This window comes from Allobosea sp. UNC402CLCol (assembly GCF_000745475.1).
Lineage (GTDB): Bacteria > Pseudomonadota > Alphaproteobacteria > Rhizobiales > Beijerinckiaceae > Allobosea > Allobosea spartocytisi.
Map to the genome: position 1 here is coordinate 176,260 of NZ_JQJJ01000014.1, position 23,669 is coordinate 199,928.

The 23,669-nt window shown below is 66.8% G+C and carries 23 protein-coding genes; 19 read left to right on the top strand and 4 right to left on the bottom strand.

What is annotated here, in order from left to right:
* Positions 1 to 23: 23 nt before the first annotated feature.
* The gene (locus GY40_RS19400; RefSeq protein ID WP_051988331.1) at positions 24 to 1,751 is read left to right on the top strand and encodes an FAD-dependent oxidoreductase; all 1,728 of its coding nucleotides are present in this window, start codon (positions 24 to 26) and stop codon (positions 1,749 to 1,751) included.
* Positions 1,748 to 2,620, top strand: a complete 873-nt coding sequence (locus tag GY40_RS19405; RefSeq protein ID WP_038365647.1) for a sugar phosphate isomerase/epimerase family protein — start codon at positions 1,748 to 1,750, stop codon at positions 2,618 to 2,620. The genes GY40_RS19400 and GY40_RS19405 overlap by 4 nt, the downstream gene beginning before the upstream one ends.
* Before the next feature lie 11 nt (positions 2,621 to 2,631).
* Here the strand turns inward: GY40_RS19405 and GY40_RS19410 are convergent, their stop codons facing one another.
* Positions 2,632 to 3,432 (bottom strand): sugar phosphate isomerase/epimerase family protein, encoded by an 801-nt coding sequence (locus GY40_RS19410; protein ID WP_038365649.1) that lies wholly within the window; start codon positions 3,430 to 3,432, stop codon positions 2,632 to 2,634.
* A 108-nt stretch (positions 3,433 to 3,540) separates the two neighbouring features.
* Here GY40_RS19410 and GY40_RS19415 point away from each other — a divergent pair, with 108 nt between their 5' ends.
* A complete protein-coding gene (locus tag GY40_RS19415; RefSeq protein ID WP_248311222.1) occupies positions 3,541 to 4,365 on the top strand; it encodes a shikimate dehydrogenase family protein in 825 nt (274 codons plus the stop codon).
* A 26-nt stretch (positions 4,366 to 4,391) separates the two neighbouring features.
* On the opposite strand, the gene GY40_RS19420 is transcribed toward GY40_RS19415, so the two are convergent.
* Complete coding sequence (locus tag GY40_RS19420) at positions 4,392 to 5,162, bottom strand: IclR family transcriptional regulator (RefSeq protein WP_038365651.1); 771 nt, start codon at positions 5,160 to 5,162, stop codon at positions 4,392 to 4,394.
* 184 nt (positions 5,163 to 5,346) lie between these two features.
* Here GY40_RS19420 and GY40_RS19425 point away from each other — a divergent pair, with 184 nt between their 5' ends.
* From GY40_RS19425 to GY40_RS26690, 3 genes are all read left to right on the top strand, one after another.
* The gene (locus GY40_RS19425) at positions 5,347 to 5,967 is read left to right on the top strand and encodes a nuclear transport factor 2 family protein (RefSeq protein ID WP_038365653.1); all 621 of its coding nucleotides are present in this window, start codon (positions 5,347 to 5,349) and stop codon (positions 5,965 to 5,967) included.
* Positions 5,968 to 6,028: 61 nt separating this feature from the next.
* Positions 6,029 to 6,898, top strand: coding sequence for an intradiol ring-cleavage dioxygenase (locus GY40_RS19430; protein WP_038365655.1), 870 nt, complete (start codon positions 6,029 to 6,031; stop codon positions 6,896 to 6,898).
* 40 nt (positions 6,899 to 6,938) lie between these two features.
* Complete coding sequence (locus GY40_RS26690) at positions 6,939 to 7,637, top strand: hypothetical protein (RefSeq protein ID WP_051988293.1); 699 nt, start codon at positions 6,939 to 6,941, stop codon at positions 7,635 to 7,637.
* Here the strand turns inward: GY40_RS26690 and GY40_RS19440 are convergent.
* Positions 7,577 to 8,545: a LysR family transcriptional regulator gene (locus GY40_RS19440; RefSeq protein WP_081925534.1), complete on the bottom strand. Its 969-nt coding sequence runs from the start codon at positions 8,543 to 8,545 to the stop codon at positions 7,577 to 7,579. The two genes, GY40_RS26690 and GY40_RS19440, sit on opposite strands and share 61 nt — an antisense overlap.
* Positions 8,546 to 8,709: 164 nt before the next feature.
* On the opposite strand from GY40_RS19440, the gene GY40_RS19445 reads away from it, so the two are divergent.
* From GY40_RS19445 to GY40_RS19505, 13 genes are all read left to right on the top strand, one after another.
* Positions 8,710 to 10,134 (top strand): FAD-dependent oxidoreductase, encoded by a 1,425-nt coding sequence (locus GY40_RS19445; RefSeq protein ID WP_038365660.1) that lies wholly within the window; start codon positions 8,710 to 8,712, stop codon positions 10,132 to 10,134.
* 120 nt (positions 10,135 to 10,254) lie between these two features.
* On the top strand, positions 10,255 to 11,304 hold the full coding sequence (locus GY40_RS19450; protein WP_038365661.1) for an ABC transporter substrate-binding protein: 1,050 nt from the start codon (positions 10,255 to 10,257) through the stop codon (positions 11,302 to 11,304).
* Between the two features lie 88 nt (positions 11,305 to 11,392).
* Positions 11,393 to 12,202 (top strand): ABC transporter ATP-binding protein, encoded by an 810-nt coding sequence (locus tag GY40_RS19455; RefSeq protein WP_248311223.1) that lies wholly within the window; start codon positions 11,393 to 11,395, stop codon positions 12,200 to 12,202.
* Entirely contained in the window at positions 12,199 to 13,290 is a 1,092-nt protein-coding gene (locus tag GY40_RS19460; RefSeq protein ID WP_038365663.1) for an ABC transporter permease, read from the top strand. The genes GY40_RS19455 and GY40_RS19460 overlap by 4 nt, the downstream gene beginning before the upstream one ends.
* Before the next feature lie 11 nt (positions 13,291 to 13,301).
* Entirely contained in the window at positions 13,302 to 14,111 is an 810-nt protein-coding gene (locus GY40_RS19465; RefSeq protein ID WP_051988294.1) for an SDR family NAD(P)-dependent oxidoreductase, read from the top strand.
* Positions 14,112 to 14,207: 96 nt separating this feature from the next.
* On the top strand, positions 14,208 to 15,002 hold the full coding sequence (pcaD, locus tag GY40_RS19470; RefSeq protein ID WP_038365665.1) for a 3-oxoadipate enol-lactonase: 795 nt from the start codon (positions 14,208 to 14,210) through the stop codon (positions 15,000 to 15,002).
* The gene (pcaC, locus tag GY40_RS19475) at positions 14,995 to 15,390 is read left to right on the top strand and encodes a 4-carboxymuconolactone decarboxylase (protein WP_038365667.1); all 396 of its coding nucleotides are present in this window, start codon (positions 14,995 to 14,997) and stop codon (positions 15,388 to 15,390) included. The genes pcaD and pcaC overlap by 8 nt, the downstream gene beginning before the upstream one ends.
* Before the next feature lie 150 nt (positions 15,391 to 15,540).
* Positions 15,541 to 16,284, top strand: a complete 744-nt coding sequence (gene pcaH / locus GY40_RS19480; protein WP_038365669.1) for a protocatechuate 3,4-dioxygenase subunit beta — start codon at positions 15,541 to 15,543, stop codon at positions 16,282 to 16,284.
* Complete coding sequence (gene pcaG / locus GY40_RS19485) at positions 16,284 to 16,913, top strand: protocatechuate 3,4-dioxygenase subunit alpha (protein ID WP_038365671.1); 630 nt, start codon at positions 16,284 to 16,286, stop codon at positions 16,911 to 16,913. The genes pcaH and pcaG overlap by 1 nt, the downstream gene beginning before the upstream one ends.
* A 57-nt stretch (positions 16,914 to 16,970) precedes the next feature.
* Complete coding sequence (gene pcaF, locus GY40_RS19490; protein ID WP_038365672.1) at positions 16,971 to 18,179, top strand: 3-oxoadipyl-CoA thiolase; 1,209 nt, start codon at positions 16,971 to 16,973, stop codon at positions 18,177 to 18,179.
* 52 nt (positions 18,180 to 18,231) lie between these two features.
* A complete protein-coding gene (locus tag GY40_RS19495; RefSeq protein ID WP_038365673.1) occupies positions 18,232 to 18,942 on the top strand; it encodes a CoA transferase subunit A in 711 nt (236 codons plus the stop codon).
* Positions 18,942 to 19,604, top strand: coding sequence for a 3-oxoacid CoA-transferase subunit B (locus GY40_RS19500; protein WP_038365674.1), 663 nt, complete (start codon positions 18,942 to 18,944; stop codon positions 19,602 to 19,604). Before GY40_RS19495 ends, GY40_RS19500 begins: the two co-directional genes overlap by 1 nt.
* Positions 19,605 to 19,626: 22 nt before the next feature.
* Positions 19,627 to 21,534, top strand: coding sequence for a bifunctional sugar phosphate isomerase/epimerase/4-hydroxyphenylpyruvate dioxygenase family protein (locus tag GY40_RS19505; RefSeq protein WP_038365675.1), 1,908 nt, complete (start codon positions 19,627 to 19,629; stop codon positions 21,532 to 21,534).
* A gap of 90 nt (positions 21,535 to 21,624) precedes the next feature.
* On the opposite strand, the gene phnN is transcribed toward GY40_RS19505, so the two are convergent.
* Positions 21,625 to 23,667 (bottom strand): phosphonate metabolism protein/1,5-bisphosphokinase (PRPP-forming) PhnN, encoded by a 2,043-nt coding sequence (phnN, locus tag GY40_RS19510; RefSeq protein ID WP_038365676.1) that lies wholly within the window; start codon positions 23,665 to 23,667, stop codon positions 21,625 to 21,627.
* Positions 23,668 to 23,669 lie beyond the last annotated feature (2 nt).

Consider the following 23,669-nt stretch of genomic DNA (forward strand, 5'->3'; position numbering starts at 1 on the left):
GCGAAGGCCGATCCCTGATGGATATGAGCAACCGTCCTGAAGAGCATTGCGACCTGCTGGTGATCGGCTCCGGGGCGGGCGGTCTTTCGGCAGCCGTCGTCGCCGCCTGGCACGGGCTGAAGGTCGTGGTCGTCGAGAAGGAGCCGGTCTTCGGCGGCACGACAGCCTGGTCCGGCGGCTGGATGTGGGTGCCGCGCAATCCACTCGCCCGCGAGGCCGGGATCGAGGAGGACGGGGAGGCGGTTCGCACCTATCTGCGGCACGAACTCGGCAACCATTACGACGAGGCCCGGATCGAGGCTTTCCTGGCGGCGGCACCCGAGATGGTGTCGTTCTTTCGCGCGAACACCGCCGTGCAGTTCATCGACGGCAACAAGATCCCCGACATGCATGGCAACGCGCCCGGCGCCGGGCTGGGCGGGCGCTCGGTCTGCGCGGCTCCGTTCGACGGGCGCGAGCTTGGACCGCTGGTCGCAAAGCTGCGGCCGCCGCTGCCCGAAATCTCGCTGCTGGGCATGGGGATCGCCTCGGGTGCCGATTTCGCCCATTTCCTCAACGCGACACGATCCTGGACGTCCTTCCGCCATGTCGCGCGCCGCATCGGTCGGCATGCTCTCGACCTCGTGCGGCACGGGCGCGGCATGCAGCTCGTCAACGGCAATGCGCTTGTCGCGCGGCTGCTCAAATCCGCCAGCGATCTCGGCGTCGATCTGCATGCGAAAGCGCCGGCCCGTCGCTTGCTGAGCCATGACGGGGCGGTCATCGGGGCCGTCGTCGACCGGGACGGGCAGGAGCATCGGATCATCGCGCGCGCCGGCGTCGTGCTGGCTTGCGGCGGCTTTCCGCATGACTATGAGCGCCTGAAGGAGCTGGTGCCGCGCAATCCGACCGGGCGGGCGCATTGGTCGGCGGCACCGCGCAGCAACACCGGCGACGGGCTGCGCCTGGGCGAGAGCGTCGGCGCCCTCGTCGATGGCGGGCTTGCAGCGCCTTGCGCCTGGGCGCCGGTCTCGTTGGTGCCGCGCAGGGACGGTTCCTTCGGGCATTTCCCGCATCTCGTCGAGCGCGCCAAGCCGGGGCTGATCGCGGTGACGGTCGATGGGCGCCGCTTCGTCAACGAGGCCGACAGCTATTACGACTATGTCGAGGCCCTGCTGAAGGCGATCCCGGCCGGGGCGGAGCCGGTTTCCTGGCTGATCTGCGACCATCGCTTCCAGCGCCGCTATGGGCTCGGCTTCGCCAAGCCGGCGCCACTGCCGCTCGCGCCTTATCTAGCCAGCGGCTATCTCAGGCGCGGTAAGACGCTGGCCGAGCTTGCGCGGATCTGCGGCATCGATCCGGACGGGCTCGTCGAGACGGTGGCGCGCTACAATGCGGCAGCCGCTCAGGGCAGGGATCCGCAATTCCACCGCGGTGAGACGCCCTATAACCGGATGGGCGGCGATCCGGCGGTCCAGCCCAATCCGGCGGTCGCGCCGATCGAGCATGGCCCCTTCTATGCCGTCAAAATCGTGCCGGGCAGCCTCGGCACCTTCGCCGGGCTGAAGACCGACGCACAAGCCAACGTTCTGGATACGCAGGGGCGTCCGATTGCCGGCCTTTTCGCGGTCGGAGCCGACATGGCGAGCGTGATGGGCGGAACCTATCCGGCGGGTGGCATCAATCTCGGCCCCGCCATGACCTTCGGCTACCTCGTCGGAAGGAACGCTGCGCATCACCCCCACTCCTCCGCAACAGGACATCCGCCATGACATGCGCGCTGAACCTGCACGACCTCTCCATCGCCAATCTGACGGTCGGCGGCGGCGATCCCGTGGCCCTGATCGAGGCTGCTGGTGAAAGCGGCTTCGGGGCTGCGGGGCTCGTGCTGCGCTCGGCGATGAACAAGCCGCTGGCTCGCGAGGTCATCGGCCGACCCGAGGTCATCCGCGCGATCAAGGCTGCGTCGAAGGCGACCGGTGTCCGGGTCTTCGATGTCGAGGCCTTCGTGCTGCGCCCCGGGATCGATGCAGCGAGCTTCGTGCCCGCGCTCGAAACCGGTGCGGAGCTGGGCGCGACCCATATCTCGGCGATCGGGACCGAGATCATCGGCCATGACAGCTTCCTGTCGGAAGCTGAGCGGATCGATCTGTTTTCCCGGCTTTGCGAGGAAGCCGCGCGTTGCGGCCTGCATGTCGGTGTCGAGTTCATGCGCTATCGCGACATCCCGGATCTGGCGGCCGCGCTCGCGCTGCTGGAGGCGGCGGGCAAGGCCAATGCCGGCGTGATCCTGGACGTGCTGCATTTCCACCGCACCGGCGGCACGCCGCAACAGCTCGGCGCCTGTCCCGCCGCACGCATTGCCTATGTCCAGCTTTGCGATGCCGGCCCGGTTGCGCCGCCGCTCGAAGCCTTGCCGGCCGAGGCACGGGGAGGGCGTCTCCATCTCGGCGAGGGTGTCATCGCCCTCGGCGACATCCTCGACGTCCTGCCGGACGGCTTGCAGATGGTGGTGGAAACGCCCGTCGCGAGCGAGGCTGCCCTGACGCTGCGGGAGAAGGTCGCCAGCGCCGCCGAGCACACGCGGCGCTTTGCAGCCAGGCGCGCCGCGCGGTCGAGCGAGAAGCGGCAGGCCTGCTGATGGCGCCTCAGTCAGCCGCGGCCGATGCTCGCCAGCACAGCGCGGCAGGCAGCGCCCGCGCGGCGTGCCCTTTCGCTGTCGTCATGGCCGTAGGCGGCGCTGGGCGCTTCGAGGGCGATCGGCTTGTCCGCCGGCAACGCGTTCAGGAAGTCCGCCAAAGGCAGGCCGCCATCGCCCGGATAGAGCCTTGCGCCGCGCGCTTCGGCCCGTAGCCCCTCCAGGCCGGGGGAGGATGCGGGCGCATCGCAGAGATGGCCGTAGGCGATCAGTGCAGGATCGATCGCGGCGATGTCGGCCGGGGAACCGCCGGAGCGGGCGAGGTGCAAGGCGTCGATCAACAGGCCGGCATTGGGCTGATCGGCCGCTTTCAGGATCTCCTGCGCAAAGGCGAGCGAATTCAGGGCGGTATAGGGAATGAACTCGAAGCCGACACCCATGCCGTATTCGCGGGCCATGCCGCAGAGCTCGGCGAGGCGGTCCGTCATGCGGTTCCGGTCGGCGTCGTTGCCGGCGACCAGCAGGTTGCGGGCGCCGAGTTCGGCCCCGGCCTCGAGCGCGGGACGAAGCTTCGGGACTTGCGTCTGCGGCCACAGCCAGACCGCCTCGATATCGAGGAGCGTGAGACCCGTCGCCTCCAGCGCCGCCTTGGTCCGCCGGCGCAGCCCGGCATCGGTGACGACCGGGAAGAAGGCGGCTTCGGGCGCGGGGTCGATCAGGCGCAGCCCCACCGCGTCGAACCCTCCGGCCTCGGCGAGCGAGATCAGCTCGAGCGGACCGGCCTGCATGAAGGTGAGATGCGCGAGCGACAGCATGGCTTGGCTTTCGGAGAAAAGGCGGCAGCCGTTTCAAGCGCCGCTGGTCCGCTGACTGTTTTCATCTATAAATAAGTTCATATATTCGATCAATCGAAAGGCGGCACCATGGCCGCTGCGACGGAGGAAGCGATGCTGGAGATGCTGAGCGGCGAGACGCGGATTTTCGTGATCATCGGTCACCCCATCGCGCAGGTGAAGGCGCCGGCGGGCATGACGAAGGGTTTCGTCGAGCGTGGCCGCAACGCCATCGTCGTGCCGATCCATGTGCTGCCGGAGAATGTCGACGCCTTTATCGAGGCGCTGGGGCCGATCCGGAATGTCGATGGCATCATCGCCACCGTGCCGCATAAATTCGCAGCGCGGCGTCATTGCAGCTCGGTCTCGGCGCGGGCGCGGCTGCTCGATTCGGCGAATGTTGTGCGGCGTAACGCCGACGGCTCCTGGGATGGCGACATGACCGACGGGCAGGGCTTCGTCAGCGCCATGATGCAGACGGGCTGCGAGCCGCGGGGGCAACGCGCGCTGCTCGTGGGTGCCGGCGGGGCCGGCAGCGCCATCGGGCTGCAATTGCTCGATTCCGGTGTCGCCGAGCTCGCCGTGCACGACATGGATGGGGCCAAGCGCGATGCATTGATCGCGAAATTGTCCGGCATGCATCCCGGCAAGGTGGTGACCGGCTCGGCCGATCCTACCGGTTTCGGCATCGTCGCCAACGCGACCCCGATGGGGATGAAGCAGGGCGATCCGCTTCCGGTCGAGGTCAGCAGGTTGAAGCCGGAGACATTCGTCGGCGATGTCATCACGGTGCCGGAAGTCTCGCCCTTGCTCGAGGCGGCTCGACGCATCGGTTGCCGCACGCAGACCGGCGTCGGGATGTTTCTGGCGCAGCGCGAGGTGATGCTCGACTTCCTCGAAGGCAAGCCGATCTGAGAAGGGCTCGACCTCACACGCCTGTTTCAGGCGATGCCGATCCGTTCGCGGATCATCGCAACGGCTGCGTCCAAGGCCTTGAGGCAGCGCTGCTTCAGGGCCTCGTCATAGCGCGCTATCGGCAGCGCGATGTTGACCGCCGCAAGCGGAAAACCGGAGCGGTTCAGGATCGGTCGGGCCATGCCGGCGATGCCCGGCGTGAACTCCTCCACCACGAAGGCGATGCCGCTGCGCTGGATCTCCGCGATCTCCGCTTCGAGCGCCGCGACGCTGCCGATCGTGCGCGGCGTGATCGCCTCGAGGCGGATGCGGGAGAGATAGTCCTGGCGCATCTCCGCCGGCAGATGGGCGAGGAGCGCCTTGCCGCCCGAGGTCGCATAGAGCGGCGCCGTATCGCCGACGCGCATGAGGTAGTGCAGCCGGTGTGTGCCGCTCGCCGTCGCCATGACCTCGGAGACGTCGCCCTTCAGCACGTTGAGCGCGCAGGTCTCGCTGGTCGCCCGCGCGGTTTCGGCGAGCACGGTTTCCGCGACGCTGGCGAGGTCCCGCGTTTCGGCGCTGCGCTGTCCCAAAGCCGCTATGGCCGGCCCGAGGAAATAGCCTTTGCTGGCCGGGTCGTAGTCGAGATAGCCGCGACTGACCAAGGTCTTGAGCAGTTGCGTCAGGCTACTCTTGGGGATCGCGAGCTGGGCGGCGATCTGAGTATGGGTCTGGGCGGCGTTCCAGCGACGCAGATACTCGAGCAGGTCGAGCACGCGCATGGCTGATTTGACGGAGCCCGACTCGGCCGGCTGCATGAATTTATCCGGTTTCTTCAAATGCTTCGGTCAGCCCGTGGAAGCGCCGTGCGATAGTGGAGCTTCGTCCGGGTGGTTTCAACCTGTTTCCCGGTTCGGACCCGGCGAGCCGCGATGCCTTCTTTACATAATGAACTCGTTCTCATATGAAAACTTCCAACGAATGTACAATGGGAGGCATCGGATGAGCGAGAAATGGAGGGAGCGCCTGCTGATCCGCGATCTCGTGGAGAACTGGGCCGTCTGGCGCGATGCCGGCGATTGGGAGCGCTTCCGCAGCGTCTGGCACGATGACGGGCGGATGATGGCAACCTGGTTCCAGGGGACGGCGGACGAGTTCATCAAGGTCAGCCGCGAGGGCTTCGAGAAGGGCGTCAGCATCCTGCATTTCCTCGGCGGGACGGCGATCGACCTTGCCGGCGAGCGCGCCATCGCCCAGACCAAGATGACGATCAACCAGCGCGCCAGCGTGGACGGCGTCATTTGCGACGTGGTCTGCACCGGCCGGTTCTACGATTTCCTGGAAAAGCGCGACGGAAGCTGGGGGCTGGTGCTGCGCCAGCCGATCTACGAGAAGGATCGCCTCGATCCGGTCGATCCTTCGCAGGCTCCCAAACTGGATCGGGAGCGGCTCGAGAGTTTCCCGGTCGGCTATCGCCATCTCGCCTATCTGCAGTCGGGATTGGGCTTCAAGGTCAAGCCCGACATGCCGGGACTGACCGGGCCGGTCGTCGAGGATCTCTACCGGCGCGGTCGGGCCTGGCTCGCGGGCAAGCCGCTCGAATCCGCGCCGCGCGCGGCCTGAGGCGCGGCGCATCCGGCGAAGCGGGGCGAGCCCCGGCAGGCATCGCAGGCAGGAGGAAGCCATGCGCAATTTCGACGAGAACTCGATCACCCAAGCGGTGCTCGACCGCGTCGCGCAAGCGCCCGATCCACGCACGCGCCAGATCGGGCTGGCGCTGGTGCGCCATCTCCATGCCCTGGTGAAGGAGGTCGAGCCGAGCATGGCGGAGTGGGAGGCGGCGATCGGCTTCCTGACCCGCACCGGACAGATGTGCGACGACACGCGCCAGGAATTCATCCTGCTCTCGGATACGCTCGGCGTCTCGATGCTGGTCGATGCGATCAATCACCGCGACGCGGACGGCGCGACCGACACCACGGTGCTGGGGCCGTTCTACGTACAGGACCCGTCGGTGTTTCCGCTGGGCTCGAACATCTCGGACGGGATCAAGGGTGAGCCGCTTTTCGTCTCGGGCACGGTGGCTTCCGCCGACGGGACGCCGTTGGCGGGCGCTGCGGTCGATGTCTGGCATTCCGATGCGGACGGCTATTACGACGTGCAGCAGATGGACGAGCTGGGCGGGCTGGCGATGCGGGCTCGCCTGCTCGCCGACGCGCAAGGGCGGTTCCATTTCTGGACGATCAGGCCCGCGGCCTATCCCATTCCCCATGACGGCCCGGTCGGCGAGATGCTGGCGGCACAGGCGCGTCATCCCTACCGTCCGGCCCATGTGCATTTCATGATCCATGCGGACGGGCATGACACGCTCGTCACCCATGTCTTCGTCGCCGGGGATCGCTATCTCGATTCCGACGTGGTGTTCGGCGTGAAGGATTCGCTGATCCGCGAATTCCCATCCCATCCACCGGGCAAGGCTCCGGACGGCAGGGCGATGGACAGGCCCTATGACAGCTTGCACTACGATTTCCGCTTGAAGAGGAAGCCGGCGTGAGAATCGGCGCGGACGGGGCTGGCCAAGGCGGGGCGGGACGATGCTGAAAGGGCGCGGGCTGCTTTCGCTCTGGAATGGGGTCGATCCGGACCGGCGCGCGGAATACGATCTCTGGCATACGCGAGAGCATGTTCCCGAGCGGCTCGCGATCCCCGGCATGCTGCGCGCCCGCCGCTATCATCGCGGCGAGGGGCCGTTGCCGGAATTCCTGACGCTCTACGAGCTCGAAGACAACGCGGTGCTGGCGAGCGCGCCCTATCGGAAGCTGCTGGAGACCCCGACGCCGTGGTCGCGCAGCATGCGCCCGTCCTTCCGCGGTTTTTTCCGTGTGGGCCATCTTGCGGTACTGAGCCGCGGCGGCGGCGTCGGCAGCGCGCTGATGGCGACGACCTTCGCGGATGTCTCAGCCACTGAGGGCGCTTGGGGCGCGATCGCGGACCATGTCCTGCGCGAGACGGCGGCGAGCGCGGTCCATGTCCTGCAGAAGGACCCGGCGGTCGCGCCCGTGCCGTTCACGGTGCCGGCGGCCGGCGTTGCCGCTTATGCCGATGGCGGGGCGATCATGATCGAATGCTACGACCGGAACCGGCTCGCGGATATCGCCGGCGTGCTCGAGCCTGTGCTCGACGCGCAGGAGCTGGCGCCGGGGCGGGCGGGCTGGACCGCCTACGACCTTGCCTATCTGCTCGACAGGGAGGAGCTTCCCCGCGTCGTTGCCTTGTCCCGACCGGAGGCCTGAGCCTCACCGGAGGGAATTCCCTTGGGATGGCGGGCGATTGCGTGCAGCAGCATGCGTTGCAGATGCTGCGCCGGGCGGGGCAGCGGTACGCCGTCGCGCGCGATGATGCCGACCGTGCGCCGGATCGATGGCGCGGTGATCGGCAGGATGCGCAGGTTCGGGCTCGGCGGGATCGCCAGGCGCGGCAGCACGGTGACGGCAATGCCGTTGGCGACGAAGCAGACCGCCATGTTGACGCGCTGGACCTCATAGGCCCAGTCGAGCCTCTCGCCGAAGGTGCCGAGGCTTTCGCTCAGCATGAAGCCGTGGCTCGTCGTGGTGGCGACGCGGGCCAGCGGATAGCCGACGAGATCTGCCCAGGTCAGCGCCTCGCGTTCCGCCAGCGGATGGCTGGCGGGCACCGCCGCGACGAAGTCCTCCTCGAACAGGGCGCGGGACTTCTGGGTCCAGAGCTGCGCGCCGAGGATGGTCAGGGCGAACTGGGCCTCGCCCGAGGAGACGCGCTCGCGCAAAGCCGCGGCCGGTTCGTCGAAGACCGTCACCGAGACATGCGGGTAGCGCTGGCGGAATTCGCGCAGGACGTCCGGCAGGAAATGCTCGCCGAGCGAGCCGAGGCAGCCGACCGAGACCTTCTCCTGCGACTGCCGGCCCTCGCGCTTGAGATTGTCGTAGAGATTGCTGAGCCGCAGCAGCGCGTCGCGCGCCTCCGGGAAGAACGCCTGTCCCGCTCGCGTCAAGGCGAGGCTGCGCGTCGTGCGCTGGAACAGCGTGACGCCGACATCCTCCTCGAGCTTGCGGATGCGGTGGCTGAGTGCCGTCTGCGACAGGCGCATCGCTTCGGCGGCGCGCCGGAAGCTGCCGAATTCGGCAATCTGGATGAAAGCCTCGAGCCCGGCGACGTCCATCATGTGGCTCCCGATTGAGCAATATTGCTCATGAATAGGCCTCCCAAATTCATTTGAACAGCGTTGTTCGGCTTGACTATCCTCCTTGCAAGAAACTGCCGCCGAGCCTCCCTCACGCCCCAAGCGGGTGCGGAAAGGCCCGGCCTCGAAGCCCGAGGAAACGCATCATGGGTTCGATGGAAGGCGAGGGAGGACGGCTGTTCTTCCGCTCCGAGACCTTCGATACGGAGAAGTTCGAGCGCCGCAGGCTCTCGAACAAGACGATCACAGAGCCGGCGCGCGAACTGCCTGTTCATACCGAATGCGACGTGCTGGTCGTCGGCGGCGGGCCTGCCGGCACGGCGGCTGCCGTTGCCGCCGCCCGGCGCGGTGCCGATGTGGTGCTGCTGGAGCGCTACAACCATCTTGGCGGCCTTTCGACCGGCGGCCTCGTCATCTGGATCGACCGGATGAGCGACTGGCAGGGCCGGCACGTCATTCGCGGTTTCGCCGAGGAATTGCTGTCACGCCTGACCCGCGACAAGATCGCCGGGCCGGAGCCGCAGGAATGGGGCTCGCATGACCCGGAGCGCGTCGCCTATTGGGGGCAGCGCAACGCGGCGTTCAACAACACCGTCACTCATGCGCCGACGCTGGATCCGGAATGGCTCAAGGCGGAATCGCTGGCCATGGTGCTGGAGGCCGGCGTGCATCCGATCTTCCATGCCTGGGGTGCGAGTCCGCTGATGGAAGGGCGGCGCGTCGCCGGTTGCACCTTCGAGAGCAAGGAGGGCCGGCGCGCGATCCTCGCCCGGGTGACGATCGACGCGACGGGCGATGGCGATCTCTATGCCGGCGCCGGCTCCGGCTTCGACACCGAGGTCGATATCCGCGACATCCATGGCTGCATGAACACCTCCTGGCTGTTTGCGGGCGTCGACATGAAGGCCTTCCTGCGTTTCCGGGCCGAGATGCCGGAGCAGTTCTCGCAATTCATGGCACGGGGTCGCGAGGCGATGCGCTTCTTCGACAAGCCCTCGGTGTCGTGGCGGGACGATATCGCCGTCTTCATGGGGCCGCGGCTTGCCGGCTATTCGGCGCTCAAGGTCGAGGACCTCTCCGAGGTCGAGATCAGGAGCCACCAGCTGATGCTGGAGCATCTCGCCTTCTACCGCGCCCATGCCCCGGGCTTTTCGGACGCCTTCATCATGTTGTCGGCGCCGCAGCTCGGCGTCCGGCACGGCCGGCGCCTCAAGGGGCTGGGCAAGCTCACCCGCGAGAACTGGGATGGCAGCACGGCGCCGGACGAGATCGGCGTCTCGCCCTCGCTCGCACCGAAATTCGCGAACATCTCGGTTCCCTACGGTTCCATCGTGCCGCGCGAGATCGACGGTCTGCTGGCGCCTGGCCGGCATCTCTCCTGCGATGCCACCAGCCATTCTTTCATGCGCGAGATCCCGCAATGCTGGCTGACCGGCCATGCGGCGGGCGTCGCCGCCGCCATCGCCGCCGACCGGGGCGTGACGCCGGCGCAGGTGCCGATCGCGGAATTGCAGGCGGGCCTTACAGCTCAGGGAGCCTATCTCAGCGCGGTGTCGGAGCTTGTAAGCTAGGAGACGACGGCCTTCCGCCGCTCAGGATGGTTGACGAAAGCGGATGAGCGGGCCGAAGAAGCCCGCAGACGTGACACGAACGGGAAGGCGGCAGGCAGCCGTCCCCAAAGGGAGGAACGGATGTTCGAAGGTTTTGCTCGCTGGCGTAGCGCCTGCGTCGCCATGGTCTTTGGTTTCGCCGGCTCGCCGGCCTTGGCCCAGGCACCCGCGCCGAAGCCGCTCGACCCGCCCCAATCCGTGCGTGTCGCCTATGTCCCGATCATGAAGTTCGCCACCGCCTATGTTGCGGAGTCGCGCGGGCTCTTCAAGAAATACGGGCTCAACGTCCAGCTCGACAGCGTCAAATCCGGCACCGAGGCGATCGCCTTCCTCGACAAGGGCTCCGTCGATGTCGGCGGCATCTCGATCGTCGCCTCGCTCTGGTCGGCGTGGAATCGCGGCCTCGATATCCGCGTGATCGCGCCGGGCGGGCTCGATCCGATGACCGACGGCCCGACCAAGCTGATCGTCCGCAAGGACCTGCTCGATTCCGGCGCGGTGAAGTCGGTCGCCGACCTCAAGGGCAAGCGCATCGCGGCGGCCGGCGGGCCGGGCAGCGGCGGCGAGTATTTCGTCAGCAAGGCGCTGGAGAGCGCCAAGCTGACCTTGCGCGACGCGCAGCTCCTGAATGTCGGCAATGCCGACATGCCGGCGGCGATGGAAGCGAAGTCGGTCGATGCGGTGCTGACCTCCTCGCCCTATTCCGACCAGATCCTGAAGGCGGGCACCGGCAAGCTCCTGATGCAGGACATCACGCCCGGCCTGATGACGGTCGCCTTCGTCGCCTCGGGCAAGTTCATCAAGGACCGGCCGGAGGTGGCCGAACGCTTCGTGCTGGCGATGACGGAAGCCGCGCGGCTGATGCAGGGCGCCGACTTCCTCGCCCAGCCCAATATGGACGGCTACCTGAAATATACCGCCTCGACGCCCGAGGCGATCAAGAACGGCGGCTCGGTGATCTTCGATCCCAATATGGCGATCCCCACCGACGGCCTCGCCGATATCGAGCGCGTGCACCGTGAGAACGGTCGCACCGAATACGACAAGCCGCTCGACATGGCGAAGGTGATCGATGGCCGTTTCGTCGCCAAGGCCGTCGAGATTCTCGGCAAGGCCGCTCCGGCCAAGTGAGGCGGCCGGGCCGGCTCGTGCCGGCCCGTTTGAACCGCGGTTCTCGGACAGGATCGATGCAACAACAACGAGCCCGGAGGGTCGGCCGATGAATGCCGCCGCCATGCAGGCCATCGCCGCGCCGAAGATCGGCGCGCGCAATGTCAGCAAACACTATCCCACGGCCGACGGCACCATGGTCGCGCTGGAGGATTTCTCCCTCGACGTGGCCGACGGCGAATTCGTCTGCATCGTCGGCCCCTCTGGCTGCGGCAAGTCGACCTTCCTGCGGATGGTGGCGGGGCTGGAATCGATCTCGCTGGGCTCGATCGACATCCGTCCCGGCCAGGAGAGGGCTAAGCCGCTCAACAGCGTCGTCTTCCAGGAATACGCGATCTTTCCCTGGAAGACGCTGATCGAGAACGTCGCCTTCGGCCCGCAGATGCGCGGTATCGGTCGCAAGGAACGGCTCGACACCGCGCGCTACTGGCTCGACCGCGTGGGCCTGGGCAAGTTTTCCGAGTACTACCCGCACCAGATCTCGGGCGGCATGAAGCAGCGGGTCAGCATCATCCGGGCGCTTGCCAACGATCCCGAGGTGCTGCTGATGGACGAGCCGCTCGGCGCGCTCGATGCCCAGACTCGCGTCGTCATCCAAGAGGAGCTGCTGCGGATCTGGGAAGAGACCCGGAAGACCGTGCTCTACATCACCCATAGCCTCGACGAGGCCGTGCTGCTCGGCGACCGCGTCATCCTGATGAGTGCCCAGCCCGGCCGGCACCTCGCCACCTTCAAGATCGACCTGCCGCGCCCGCGCACCATCGCGATGCAGAACTCGCCGCGCTTTGCCGAATACCGGGCCGAGATCTGGGAGAAGCTCAGCGCCGAGGTGACGCGCGCCATGGAGGCACGGCCATGACGATCGCATCCACCGAAGGCATCACGGCGAGTGACGACCGGACGCCTGTGAAGGGCTCTCCGGCGGCCAACAACGATGCGCGCGCCATCCTTCTCCTGCTCGCCGCAGGCGTGGCGCTCAATGCCGCGCTCGCGATCGTCGGGCTGTGGAGCGATTTTGCCTGGCCGGCGATCGGGGCGAGCTTCGTCCTGTTGGTGCTGGCTTGCGAGCGTATCGGCCGGCTGGTGCCGGTGAAGGGCAGGGGCGCCTATGAGCGCACGCTGGCGCTGGGCTTTCCGCTCCTCGTCCTGGTGCTCTGGGAGCTCGCTGCCGATAGCGGCTTCATCAACCCGACCTGGTTCCCGCCGCCGAGCCGGATCGGTTCGGCGCTCTGGGACCTGAGCACCCGCTACGATCGCTTCTCCGGCACGACCCTGCTCGGCCGGCCCTGGTTGATGCCGGAAGCCTTCAATAGCGAGGGCTGGGCCGGCGTCTGGAAGCTGGTGGCCGAGAGCCATGTCTTCGCGACGGTGGCGCGCGTCCTCGTCGGCTTCGTGCTCGGCGCCATTCCGGGCGTTTTGCTCGGTGTGGTCATGGGCCTGAACCAGACGGTCAGGCTGATGCTCGATACGACGCTCTCGGCGATCTATGTGCTGCCCAAGATCGCGATCTTCCCGATCGTGATGCTGATGTTCGCCGACCCCTTCGGTGAGGCGCCGAAGATCCTCGTGGTGGCGCTGTCCGTCTTCATCCTGATGGCGATCAACACGATGGCGGCGGTGCGCGGCATCGACAAGGTCTACCTGATGGCGGGCAAGAACTACGGCGCCAAGGGCTGGTCGATGCTGCGCCACGTCATCCTGCCCGGCGCCATGCCGGTGATCTTCTCCGGCCTGCGCATCGCGCTGGGCACGGCGATGATCGTGATCATCTCGGTCGAGTTCGTCCGCGCCAAGCAGGGCGTCGGCTACATGACCTTCTATTACTGGGAGGTCCTCAACCCCGAGAAGATGTATGCCGGCCTCGTCGTCGTCATGATCCTCGGCGTGCTGCTGACCTATGCGCTGCAATGGCTGCAGCGCCGGCTCATGCCCTGGCAGCAGAAATAAGAGGTACGGCGATGAAGCTTGCTCTTGTCACCGGCGGCGCCGGCGCCGTCGGGGCCGCCGCCGCGCGGATGCTGGCCGAGGATGGTTTTCGCGTCGTGCTGGCGGATCGCGCCCTCGAACGGACGCAAGCGATCTGCGACGAGATCTGCCGCAATGGCGGCGAATCCGTCGCCGAGCCTGTCGATCTGCTGGAGGAGGGGGCTTCGCAACGCCTGATCGACAGCGTGGCGGAGCGCTTCGGGCGGCTCGACTGCCTCGTCAACAATGCCGGCATGACCGGAGCTCCGCGCATCGACAGCGTCGAGCTGTCGGTCTGGAACGCGGTGCTCGCGCTCAACCTGACCGTGCCGATGCTGCTCGCCCAGGCGGCGCAGCCCTTGATGAAGGGGAGCGGCGGTGGCAGCATCGTCAATGTCGCCTCGCGGGTCTATCTCGCCGGCACCGGCGTCGCCTATACCTCCAGCAAATCGGGGCTAATCGGTCTCACCCGCGTGCTCGCCGTGCAGCTCGGCCCCGACAATATCCGCGTCAACGCGGTGGCGCCGAGCTTCCTCAACACCCCCTTCAACGACAAGATCGTGAAGGAGAACACGGGGCTGGCCGCTTCCTTCCGCAAGATGTCGCCGCTTGGCCGGCTCGGGACCGCCGAGGATGTCGCCGGCGCGATCGCCTTTCTGGCCTCGCCGCGCGCGAGTTTCATCACGGGCGACGTCATCCATGTCTGCGGCGGCACGCAGCTCGCGCCGCAGCCTGCCTCGGCGGGCGCCGACGACGCCAGTCATAACCAGACGGAGTCGGAGGAGCATTTGATCGCCAGTTAAAATAACCACAGGGTTATGTTGACTGGCGATAATGCCATTTAACATGAGCATCCAAATCGCTCATGATGGCCTCGTATTCGGGGTAAGACGTCTTCCATGGCTTTCACTCGCATCGACGGCAAGCTCGTGCACTGGCGCGACAGCGGCTCGCGCGCGGCGCCGGCCGTTGTGCTGGTCAATTCGCTCGGCACGGATTTCCGAATCTGGGACGAGGTCGTCGCGGCGTTGTCTCGCGACTGGCGCGTCATCGTCTATGACAAGCGCGGCCATGGCCTCTCGGACGTACCACCGGGGCCTTATGCGATTGCCGACTTCACCGATGACCTGATCGGGCTTGCCGACCATATCGGGCTTGAGCGCTTCGCTCTGGTCGGTCTCTCGATCGGCGGGCTGATCGGGCAGGATCTGGCGGTGCGGGCGCCGGAGCGCCTTTCGGCACTGGTGCTCGCCGATACCGCCGCGAAGGTCGGTACGGCCGAAAGCTGGAATGCGCGCATCGAGGTGGTCCGCCAAGGCGGACTCGCCGCCATCGCCGATCCCGTCATGGAGCGCTGGTTCACTCCTGCCTTCCATGCCGAGCGGCCGGATGATCTCGCCGGCTGGCGCAATGCGCTGCTCCGCCAGCCTGCCGATGGCTATATCGCGACCTGCCAGGCGCTGAGCCAGGCCGATCTGACCGCCGCCATAGGCGCTATCACGGTGCCGACGCTGGCCGTGGCCGGCGATGGCGACCTCTCGACGCCGCCCGATCTGGTTCGGGCGATGGCGCAGCGCATTCCGGGCGCGGGCTTCGCGCTGATCGAGGGCTGCGGACACATTCCCCCGGTGGAGCAGCCCGCCCGGCTGCTCGCGCTGGTGACCGGACATCTGGAGAAGCACGGACGTGGCTGACGTATCGGATCGTTTCAAACAGGGCATGGCGACCCGCCGCAAAGTGCTCGGCGAGCGCTATGTCGACGCCGCCGTCGCCAATACCGACGCCTTCACCGAAGACTTCCAGACGCTGATCACGGAAAGCGCCTGGGGTACGGTCTGGTCGGGCGACAGGATCAGCAAGCGCGAGCGCTCGATGCTGACCATCGCTCTGCTCGCCGCGCTCGGCCACCATGACGAGGTCGCGATGCATGTCCGGGCCACGCGCAATACCGGCGCCAGCATGGACGACATCAAGGAAGCGCTGCTGCATGTGGCGATCTATGCCGGCGTGCCGGCTGCCAATCACGCTTTCAAGATCGCCAAGGCGGTCTATGCGGAGATGGAGAACGAGAAGGCGGACTGAGCCCGGCTGCCACGCTCCGGCCGTTCGGTGAGCAGCAGCTTGGGCGTGGCAAAGCCTTGAATTGAGCAAGATCAAGAACAGTGGGCCGATCTCGTCGCAATCTGGCTTTCAGCTTGACGAGACAGGCTCCGACGGAGGGAGGCGCCGCAAATGCGCAACGAGAATTCGAGCCATCAGGGCGGTTCGTTCTACCAGCGTGATCGAAGCTGGCACCCGCCGGCCTTCACGCCCGATTACAAGACCTCCGTGCTGCGCTCGCCGAAGAACGCGCTGCTGTCGCTCGGCAATACGCTCTCCGAGATGACCGGGCCGGTCTTCGGCCACAACATGCTCGGGCCGCTCGATAACGACCTGATCCTCAACTACGTCCAGACCGGTGAGCCGATCGGCCCGCGCATCATCGTGCACGGCCAGGTGCTGGATGAGGATGCGAGGCCGGTGCGCGGCGCGCTTGTCGAGTTCTGGCAGGCCAATGCCGGCGGCCGCTACCGCCACAAGAAGGAAAGCTATCTCGCCGCCATCGACCCGAATTTCGGCGGCTGCGGGCGCACCATCACCGATGACGAGGGCCGCTATTGGTTCCGCACCATCAAGCCCGGCCCCTATCCCTGGCCGAACGGGGTCAATGATTGGCGCCCGGCGCACATCCATTTCTCGGTTTTCGGCCATGCCTTCGCGCAGCGGCTGATCACCCAGATGTATTTCGAGGGCGACCCGATGATCTGGCAGTGCCCGATCGTGATGGGCATCCCGAGCCGCGAGGCGGTGGAGCAACTCGTCGCAGGGCTCGACCGCGAGGCGACCTTGCCGATGGACACGATGGCCTACAAATTCGATATCGTGCTGCGTGGCCGGCGCTCGACCCTGTTCGAGAACCGGATGGAGGGGAACTGATGGTCCAGTCTCTGCGCCGTCTCAAGGAAAGCCCGTCGCAGACGGCGGGGCCCTACATCCATATCGGCGCGACGCCGAACTTCTCCGGCATCGAGGGCATCTTTCCGCATGATCTCGGCTCGCTGCCGCTGTCGCCGGAGGTGAAGGGTGAGCGCATTGTCGTCACCGGCCGCGTCTTCGACGGGACGGGGGCGCCGATCAAGGACGCGCTGATCGAGATCTGGCAGGCCGATGCGCAGGGGCTCTATCCCGGCTCCGGCGAGCGCCGGGGCGAGGCCGATCCGCATTTTCCCGGCTGGTTCCGCCAGCCGCTCGACGGCAACACCGGCGTCTATCGCTTCGAGACGATCAAGCCGGGCATCGTCCCCTATTTCGACGGTCGCCCGATGGCGCCGCACATCACCTTCTGGATCGTGGCGCGCGGCATCAATATCGGCCTGCATACGCGGCTCTATTTCGGCGATGAGGAACAGGCCAATGCGGCCGATCCACTTCTCGCCCGCATCGAGCACCGCCTGCGCGTGCCGACGCTGATCGCGACGCGCGGCGACGACGAGGACGGCATGCCGGTCTATACCTTCGACATCCGCCTGCAGGGCGAGAACGAGACGGTCTTCTTCGATATCTGAGGGCGGCTTCCGGCCGTCCTCCCGACCCGAACAGACAGCAAGCAGAGCAACGACGACATGAGCGAAGCCTTCATCTGTGCCTATGTCCGCACGCCCATCGGTCGTTTCGGCGGGTCGCTATCCTCGGTGCGGGCGGACGATCTCGGTGCGGTGCCGCTGAAGGCCCTGGTCGAGCGTCATGCGGGCGTCGATTTCGCTGCCGTTGACGATGTGATCTTCGGCTGCGCCAACCAGGCGGGCGAGGACAACCGTAATGTCGCGCGCATGTCGCTGCTGCTTGCGGGCCTGCCCAAGGAGGTGCCGGGCACGACGATGAACCGGCTCTGCGGCTCGGGCATGGACGCCGTCATCACCGCGGCCCGCGCGATCAAGGCAGGCGAGGCCGAATTGATGATCGCGGGTGGCGTCGAGAGCATGTCGCGCGCCCCCTTCGTGTTGCCCAAGGCCGACAGCGCCTTCTCGCGCCATGCCGAGATCCATGACACCACTATCGGCTGGCGCTTCATCAATCCGTTGATGAAGGCACAGTACGGCGTTGATTCCATGCCGGAAACCGGCGAGAACGTCGCGGCCGATTGCAACATCAGCCGCGCCGATCAGGATGCCTTCGCTGTCCGTTCGCAGCAGAAGGCCGTGGCCGCGCAGCAGAACGGCCGGCTTGCCAAGGAGATCGTCGCGGTTTCGATCCCGCAGCGGAAGGGCGACCCCATCCGCGTCGAGGTCGACGAGCATCCGCGCGGCGACACCACGCTGGAGAAGCTCGCCAAGCTGCCGACGCCCTTCCGTAAGGAAGGCGGCACCGTCACGGCCGGCAATGCCTCAGGCGTCAACGACGGCGCGGCGGCTCTCATCATCGCTTCCGAGAAGGCGGCGGCGAAGTATGGCCTGACCCCGCTGGCGCGGATCGTCGGCGGCGCTGCGGGCGGCGTCGCGCCGCGCGTGATGGGGCTGGGGCCGATTCCCGCGACCCGCAAGCTCTGCGCGCGCCTCGGCCTGAAGCCCACGGATTTCGACATCGTCGAGCTCAACGAGGCCTTCGCGAGCCAGGGTATCGCCGTGCTGCGCGATCTCGGCATCCCCGAGGATGGTGCCCATGTGAACCCGAATGGCGGCGCGATCGCGCTCGGCCATCCGCTTGGCATGTCCGGCGCCCGCATCGCCGGCACGGCGGCGCTGGAGCTGTCGCTGACCGGCAAGCGCCGTGCGCTCGCGACCATGTGCATCGGCGTCGGGCAGGGCATCGCAATCGGGCTGGAACGAGTCTGAGACAACAGGATAGTCTGCCGTCAGTTCGGCAAGCGACAATGACGAGGGATGGATGACGAACAAGATCTATGACGGCCCGAAGGCGGCTCTCGACGGGCTGCTGTTCGACGGCATGACGATCATGTCCGGCGGCTTCGGCCTGTCGGGCAATCCGGAGAGCCTGATCCCGCAGATCCGCGATTCCGGCGTGAAGAACCTGACCGTGATCTCGAACAATGCCGGCGCCGACGGCTTCGGCCTGTGGATGCTGCTGCAGACCCGGCAGATCAGGAAGATGATCGCGTCCTATGTCGGCGAGAACAAGCTGTTCGAGCAGCAATATCTCGCCGGCGAGCTCGAGCTCGAGCTCAATCCGCAGGGCACTCTGGCCGAGCGCATCCGCGCCGGTGGCGCCGGCATCCCCGCCTTCTACACCAAGACGGGCGTCGGCACCGTCGTCGCCGAGGGCAAGCCGGTCGAGGAATTCGACGGGCAGCTCTATGTGCGCGAGACCTGGCTCAAGGCCGATCTCGCCATCGTCAAGGCCTGGAAGGCCGACACCGCCGGCAACCTCGTCTATCGAAAGACCGCGCGGAACTTCAATCCGAACATGGCGACCGCCGGCAAGGTGACGGTGGCCGAGGTCGAGGAGATCGTCCCGGTCGGCTCACTCGATCCAGAGGCGATCCACACCCCCGGCATCTATGTCGACCGCGTCATCAAGAGCACGATCAACGAGAAGCGCATCGAGAAGCTGACCGAGCGCAAGAGGGAGGCAGCCTGATGGCCTGGACCCGCGAAGAAGTCGCCGCCCGCGCGGCCAAGGAGCTGAAAGACGGCTTCTACGTCAATCTCGGCATCGGCATCCCGACGCTGGTGGCGAACTACATTCCTGCAGGTGTGGACGTCACGCTCCAATCCGAGAACGGCCTGCTCGGCATCGGGCCCTTCCCCTATGAGGGTGAGGCCGATCCCGACCTGATCAATGCCGGCAAGCAGACCATCACCGTGCTGCCGAGCTCGAGCTTCTTCTCCTCGGCCGATTCCTTCGCGATGATCCGCGGCGGCCATATCGACCTGACCATCCTCGGCGCCATGGAAGTCGCCGCCAATGGCGACATCGCCAACTGGACGATCCCCGGCAAGATGGTGAAGGGCATGGGCGGCGCGATGGACCTCGTCGCCGGCGTGAAGAAGGTCATCGTCGTGATGGACCACGCCAACAAGGCGGGCGAATCCAAGGTGCTGGAGCGTTGCTCGCTGCCGCTGACCGGCGCCGGCGTCGTCGACATGATCATCACCGATCTCTGCGTGATGACCTGCGACAAGGCCAATGGCGGCGGCCTGACCCTCATCGAGCTTGCGCCAGGCGTCACCCTCGACGAGGTCAAGGCCAAGACCGGTGCGCCCTTTACGGTCGCGCCTGCACTGGCCAAGGCCGCGTGAGCCGCGCCGGAGGAGGCATTCTGTGATTCCGTCAATCGCCACGGTCTGTGTCTCGGGCACGCTTCAGGAAAAGCTCGAGGCCATCGCGGCGGCCGGCTTCACGGCGGTCGAGATCTTCGAGAACGACCTGATCGCCTTTCCGGGCTCGCCGACGGAAGTACGCCGCATCTGTGCCGATCTCGGCCTCGAGATCGTCACCTGCCAGCCCTTCCGCGATTTCGAGGGCATGCCGGAGGGGCGCCGCCAGCGTGTCTTCGACCGGGCCGAGCGCAAGTTCGATCTCCTGCAGGAGCTGGGCACGGACCTGCTTTTCGTCTGCTCCAACACCTCGCCGGAAGCGCTGGCCGGCATCGACCGGCTTGCCGCCGATTTCGCCGAGCTGGGCGAGCGGGCTGGGCGGCGCGGCCTCAAGGTCGGCTACGAGGCTTTGGCCTGGGGACGGCACGTCTTCGACTATCGCGATGCCTGGGAGATCGTGCGCCGCGCAAATCGGCCCGAGGTGGGGATCGTGCTCGATTCCTTCCATATCCTGTCCCGCAAGCTCGATCTGTCCGCCATCGGCACGATCCCGCGCGATAAGATTTCGATGGTGCAGATGGCCGATGCGCCGCTGCTGCAGATGGACCTCCTCTCCTGGAGCCGGCACTGGCGCTGCCTGCCGGGCCAGGGCGAGCTCGACCTCGCCGGCTTCATGCGCGCGCTGGTCTCCACCGGCTATGACGGCGTGCTCTCGCTGGAGATCTTCAACGACCGCTTCCGCGCGGGCTCGGCCCGCTCGGTGGCGCTCGACGGGCATCGCTCCCTGATCTGGCTGCTCGACGAGACGGCACGGCAGATCGGCAAGCCCGTGCCGGGTGTGGTGCCGATGCCGCCGCCCGGGCCGGTCCAGGCGGTGGAGTTCATCGAATTCGCTGCCTCGGAGGCGGAGCGGCCGGGCTTCGAGAAGCTTCTGCGCGCGCTCGGTTTCAGCCGCAAGGGTGCGCATCGCTCGAAGGATGTCGATCTCTGGCGCCAAGGCGATATTCGCATCGTGCTCAACAGCGAGGCGGACGGCTTCGCCCATAGCTACCAGATCACCCATGGCACCTCGGTCTGTGCGCTGGCGCTGCGTGTGCCGGATGCGCAGGCCGCGATCACCCGTGCGAAGGCGCTGCTCGACGTACCGCATGCCGGCGCGATCGGGCCGGGCGAACTCGATATCCCTGCCGTGCGTGGGCTCGGCGGCAGCCTCGTCTATTTCCTCGATCGCACCTCGTCGCTCGGCCGCTGGGCCGAGGTCGATTTCGAGGCGACGGAGGAAAGCGACGCCGAGGCCGGGCTGACCGGCGTCGACCATGTCTCGCAGAGCATGCAGTACGAGGAGATGCTGACCTGGCTGCTGTTCTACTCCTCGCTGTTCGACACGAGGAAGGCGCCGAGTCAGGCCGTGCTCGATCCCGGCGGCGTGGTGCAGAGCCAGGTGATCGAGAGCGGGCTCGACGGAGAGCCCGGTCATGGCCTGCGGCTCATCCTCAACGGCTCGCAGAGCCACCGGACGCTGTCGGCACGTTTCATCACCGATTTCTTCGGCTCGGGCGTGCAGCACATCGCCTTCGCGACGAACGACATCGTGGCGACGGTGGAGCGGCTTATCGCCAATGGCGTCGCGATGCTCCCGATCCCCGAGAACTACTATGACGATCTGGAAGCCCGGTCCGATCTGTCGGCCGAGGAGATCGACCGGCTCAAGGCGCTGAACATCCTCCATGACAGCGATGCCGGCGGCAGCTTCCGGCAGGCCTATACGCAGACGCTGGATGGCGGGCTGTTCTTCGAGATCGTCCAGCGCGACGGTTATGCGGGCTATGGCGCGGTCAATGCCGGCATCCGCCTGACGGCACAGGCGAGGCTCGCGCGGCCGATCACCATGCCGGCTCTCGGGCACGGTTGAGCGACGGCGTGCCCCGCTCGAGAGGGCGGGGCAGGGAACCGTGAGCCCGTTCACGGCTGATTTCGTGCCGCGGCGCGATGCGGCCGGCGATCAATCGCCGATCAGATAGCAGGCTTCGGCCTCGGCCAGACGCTTCGCCTCGTCGAGATCGGCCGCCGATGAGGCGTGAATAGCGAAAAGCGCATCGCCAGCGTGGACCTGTTCGCCCACGCGCATTTTCAGGTCGACCCCGGCGGATTTGTCGAAGGGCGCTCCGGCACGGCGCGCGATGCCGGCCACCGCCCAGCCGTCGATCTCCTCGATCTGCCCGGAGCGCCCGGCGCGCACTGTATGCACCAGCAGACCTGGCTCGATCGGCGGCGCGCGCCGGCCCTGGGCATCGATGATCGCCTCGAAGGCCCGTGCCGCGGCTCCGCTTTCCAGCAGCGCGACGGCCCGCTCCCTGCCTGCTTCCGGGGAGCCGATGTCGGGATCCCATGCGAGGATGCGGCTGGCGAAGAACAGGGCCTTCTCCAGCAGATCGGGCGGCGCTTGCGGGTCGCGGTTCAGGACCCATCTGACGTCCCGGACTTCCAGCGCCGGGCCGATGCCGCGTCCGATCGGCCTGCTCCCATCGGTCGGATAGGCCTCGACCACCAGGCCGAGTTCCTTCCCGACGAATTCGAACAGGCGAGCGAGCTCGGTGGCCTCCTCCAGCGAATGGAGTTTTGCGCGAGGGCCGTAAGGGAGATCGACGATCACATTCGTCGATCCCGCCGTGAACTTTTTCGACAGGATCGAGGCGACCGACCAGCGATTGGAATCGATGCCGAGCGGCCGCGTGATTGCGTTCATCACGTCGTCGACGACGGAATGGTTGAGCCGCCCATTCCAGGCGATGCAGGCCCGGGCCTGTTCGAGGCAGCGGCGCAAGCCGGCCGGATCGATCTCGACATTCGCCACGACCTCCATGGCGTCCGCCGTGCCGGCGGCCGAGGTGATGGCGCGCGAGGAGGTCTTGGGCATCAGGAACTTGCCGTGCGCGGCAATGATCGGGACGACGATGAGGGTGATGCGGCTGCCGGGAATACCGCCCATGGAATGCTTGTCGACGACGATCCGGTCAGGCCAGGCGATCCGCTGCGAGAAGCCGGTGCGGACGCGCGCGAGCGCGGCCACCTCGCGATCGGTCAGCTTCTGCGTCGCGGCGACCAGGAAGGCGGCGACCTCGGCATCGGGATAGCGCGATTCGACGATATCCCGGATCAGCAGGCGATACTGCTCCTCGGAGAGCGCCTCGCCACGGAGCTTACCGGTGAGGGCTTCGCGGCTTTCGGGGGAAGGCGTTCGCCGGATCGTCACCTCGCTGCCTTCTGGCATCGCGAATTCGGCGAAAGCTTCGGCCGAGAGGCCGATCTCGTCGGCTCCCAGCAACCCGGACGGCTCGACCGCCTGCACCTCGGTGCGAACGGCTGCGGTGCCATTGGAGAGCTCGATCTTGCCCGGCCCGAGATAGTCGCGTCCATCGACCGCCCCGCCCACGGGCAGATAGGCGCAGAAGCGCCTGCCAGTCAGGAAGGGCATGCGCTTCAGGGTCAGGTAGTTGGCGGCGTTCTCGATTGCGGCCACGAAGCGTTCGACGCCGACCGACGGGGTGTCGTCGTTGAGAACCTCGACGCGCCGAACACCCGCCGGCGGCGGTTCGACGACGCGCGCGAGCCTTTCGCAGATAGCTCCGGAATCCTCGCGCCCACGCTCCGCGATACGCCGGGCCAGGACGGCCGCAGGCGCGACCACCTCCACCAGGACCAACCTAGCGGCGCGTCGCGAGAGGGCGGCGACGACCGCCCTGGACCCGTTTGCGACGACATGTCTGCCGGCTGCCAGCTCTCTTTCAAGAGAGGCCGGAAGCCCGTAGCGCAGGCCATGGGCCTCCCAATCGATCAGGAACTCCCCGGCCGTCCTGCGGCCCTCGAATTCCGCATCGGATACCGGTTCGTGGTCCTCTCCGGGCGAACCCGCGGGCCGCGTGATCGCCCGCTTGGCGAAGACGTAGCGCCCCGTCGCCTCCAGCGCCTCGCGGGCGCCGAGCATCAGCGTGTCTTTCCCGGCACCGCTCGGGCCGATGACGAAGAACAGCGTGCCGGGACGCATCG

Bases quoted from the DNA above. Each gene is read 5' to 3' on its own strand.
- pcaH (WP_038365669.1), top strand. From the start codon at position 15,541: ATGCGCAACGAGAATTCGAGCCATCAGGGCGGTTCGTTCTACCAGCGT.
- GY40_RS19465 (WP_051988294.1), top strand. From the start codon at position 13,302: ATGAAGCTTGCTCTTGTCACCGGCGGCGCCGGCGCCGTCGGGGCCGCC.
- GY40_RS19450 (WP_038365661.1), top strand. From the start codon at position 10,255: ATGTTCGAAGGTTTTGCTCGCTGGCGTAGCGCCTGCGTCGCCATGGTC.
- GY40_RS19420 (WP_038365651.1), bottom strand. From the start codon at position 5,162: ATGCAGCCGGCCGAGTCGGGCTCCGTCAAATCAGCCATGCGCGTGCTC.
- GY40_RS19410 (WP_038365649.1), bottom strand. From the start codon at position 3,432: ATGCTGTCGCTCGCGCATCTCACCTTCATGCAGGCCGGTCCGCTCGAG.
- GY40_RS19455 (WP_248311223.1), top strand. From the start codon at position 11,393: ATGAATGCCGCCGCCATGCAGGCCATCGCCGCGCCGAAGATCGGCGCG.
- GY40_RS19500 (WP_038365674.1), top strand. From the start codon at position 18,942: ATGGCCTGGACCCGCGAAGAAGTCGCCGCCCGCGCGGCCAAGGAGCTG.
- GY40_RS19425 (WP_038365653.1), top strand. From the start codon at position 5,347: ATGAGCGAGAAATGGAGGGAGCGCCTGCTGATCCGCGATCTCGTGGAG.
- GY40_RS19400 (WP_051988331.1), top strand. From the start codon at position 24: ATGAGCAACCGTCCTGAAGAGCATTGCGACCTGCTGGTGATCGGCTCC.
- GY40_RS19460 (WP_038365663.1), top strand. From the start codon at position 12,199: ATGACGATCGCATCCACCGAAGGCATCACGGCGAGTGACGACCGGACG.
- GY40_RS19440 (WP_081925534.1), bottom strand. From the start codon at position 8,545: ATGATGGACGTCGCCGGGCTCGAGGCTTTCATCCAGATTGCCGAATTC.
- GY40_RS19430 (WP_038365655.1), top strand. From the start codon at position 6,029: ATGCGCAATTTCGACGAGAACTCGATCACCCAAGCGGTGCTCGACCGC.
- GY40_RS19415 (WP_248311222.1), top strand. From the start codon at position 3,541: ATGGCCGCTGCGACGGAGGAAGCGATGCTGGAGATGCTGAGCGGCGAG.
- pcaG (WP_038365671.1), top strand. From the start codon at position 16,284: ATGGTCCAGTCTCTGCGCCGTCTCAAGGAAAGCCCGTCGCAGACGGCG.
- phnN (WP_038365676.1), bottom strand. From the start codon at position 23,667: ATGCGTCCCGGCACGCTGTTCTTCGTCATCGGCCCGAGCGGTGCCGGG.
- GY40_RS19495 (WP_038365673.1), top strand. From the start codon at position 18,232: ATGACGAACAAGATCTATGACGGCCCGAAGGCGGCTCTCGACGGGCTG.
- pcaD (WP_038365665.1), top strand. From the start codon at position 14,208: ATGGCTTTCACTCGCATCGACGGCAAGCTCGTGCACTGGCGCGACAGC.
- GY40_RS19445 (WP_038365660.1), top strand. From the start codon at position 8,710: ATGGGTTCGATGGAAGGCGAGGGAGGACGGCTGTTCTTCCGCTCCGAG.
- pcaF (WP_038365672.1), top strand. From the start codon at position 16,971: ATGAGCGAAGCCTTCATCTGTGCCTATGTCCGCACGCCCATCGGTCGT.
- GY40_RS26690 (WP_051988293.1), top strand. From the start codon at position 6,939: ATGCTGAAAGGGCGCGGGCTGCTTTCGCTCTGGAATGGGGTCGATCCG.
- GY40_RS19405 (WP_038365647.1), top strand. From the start codon at position 1,748: ATGACATGCGCGCTGAACCTGCACGACCTCTCCATCGCCAATCTGACG.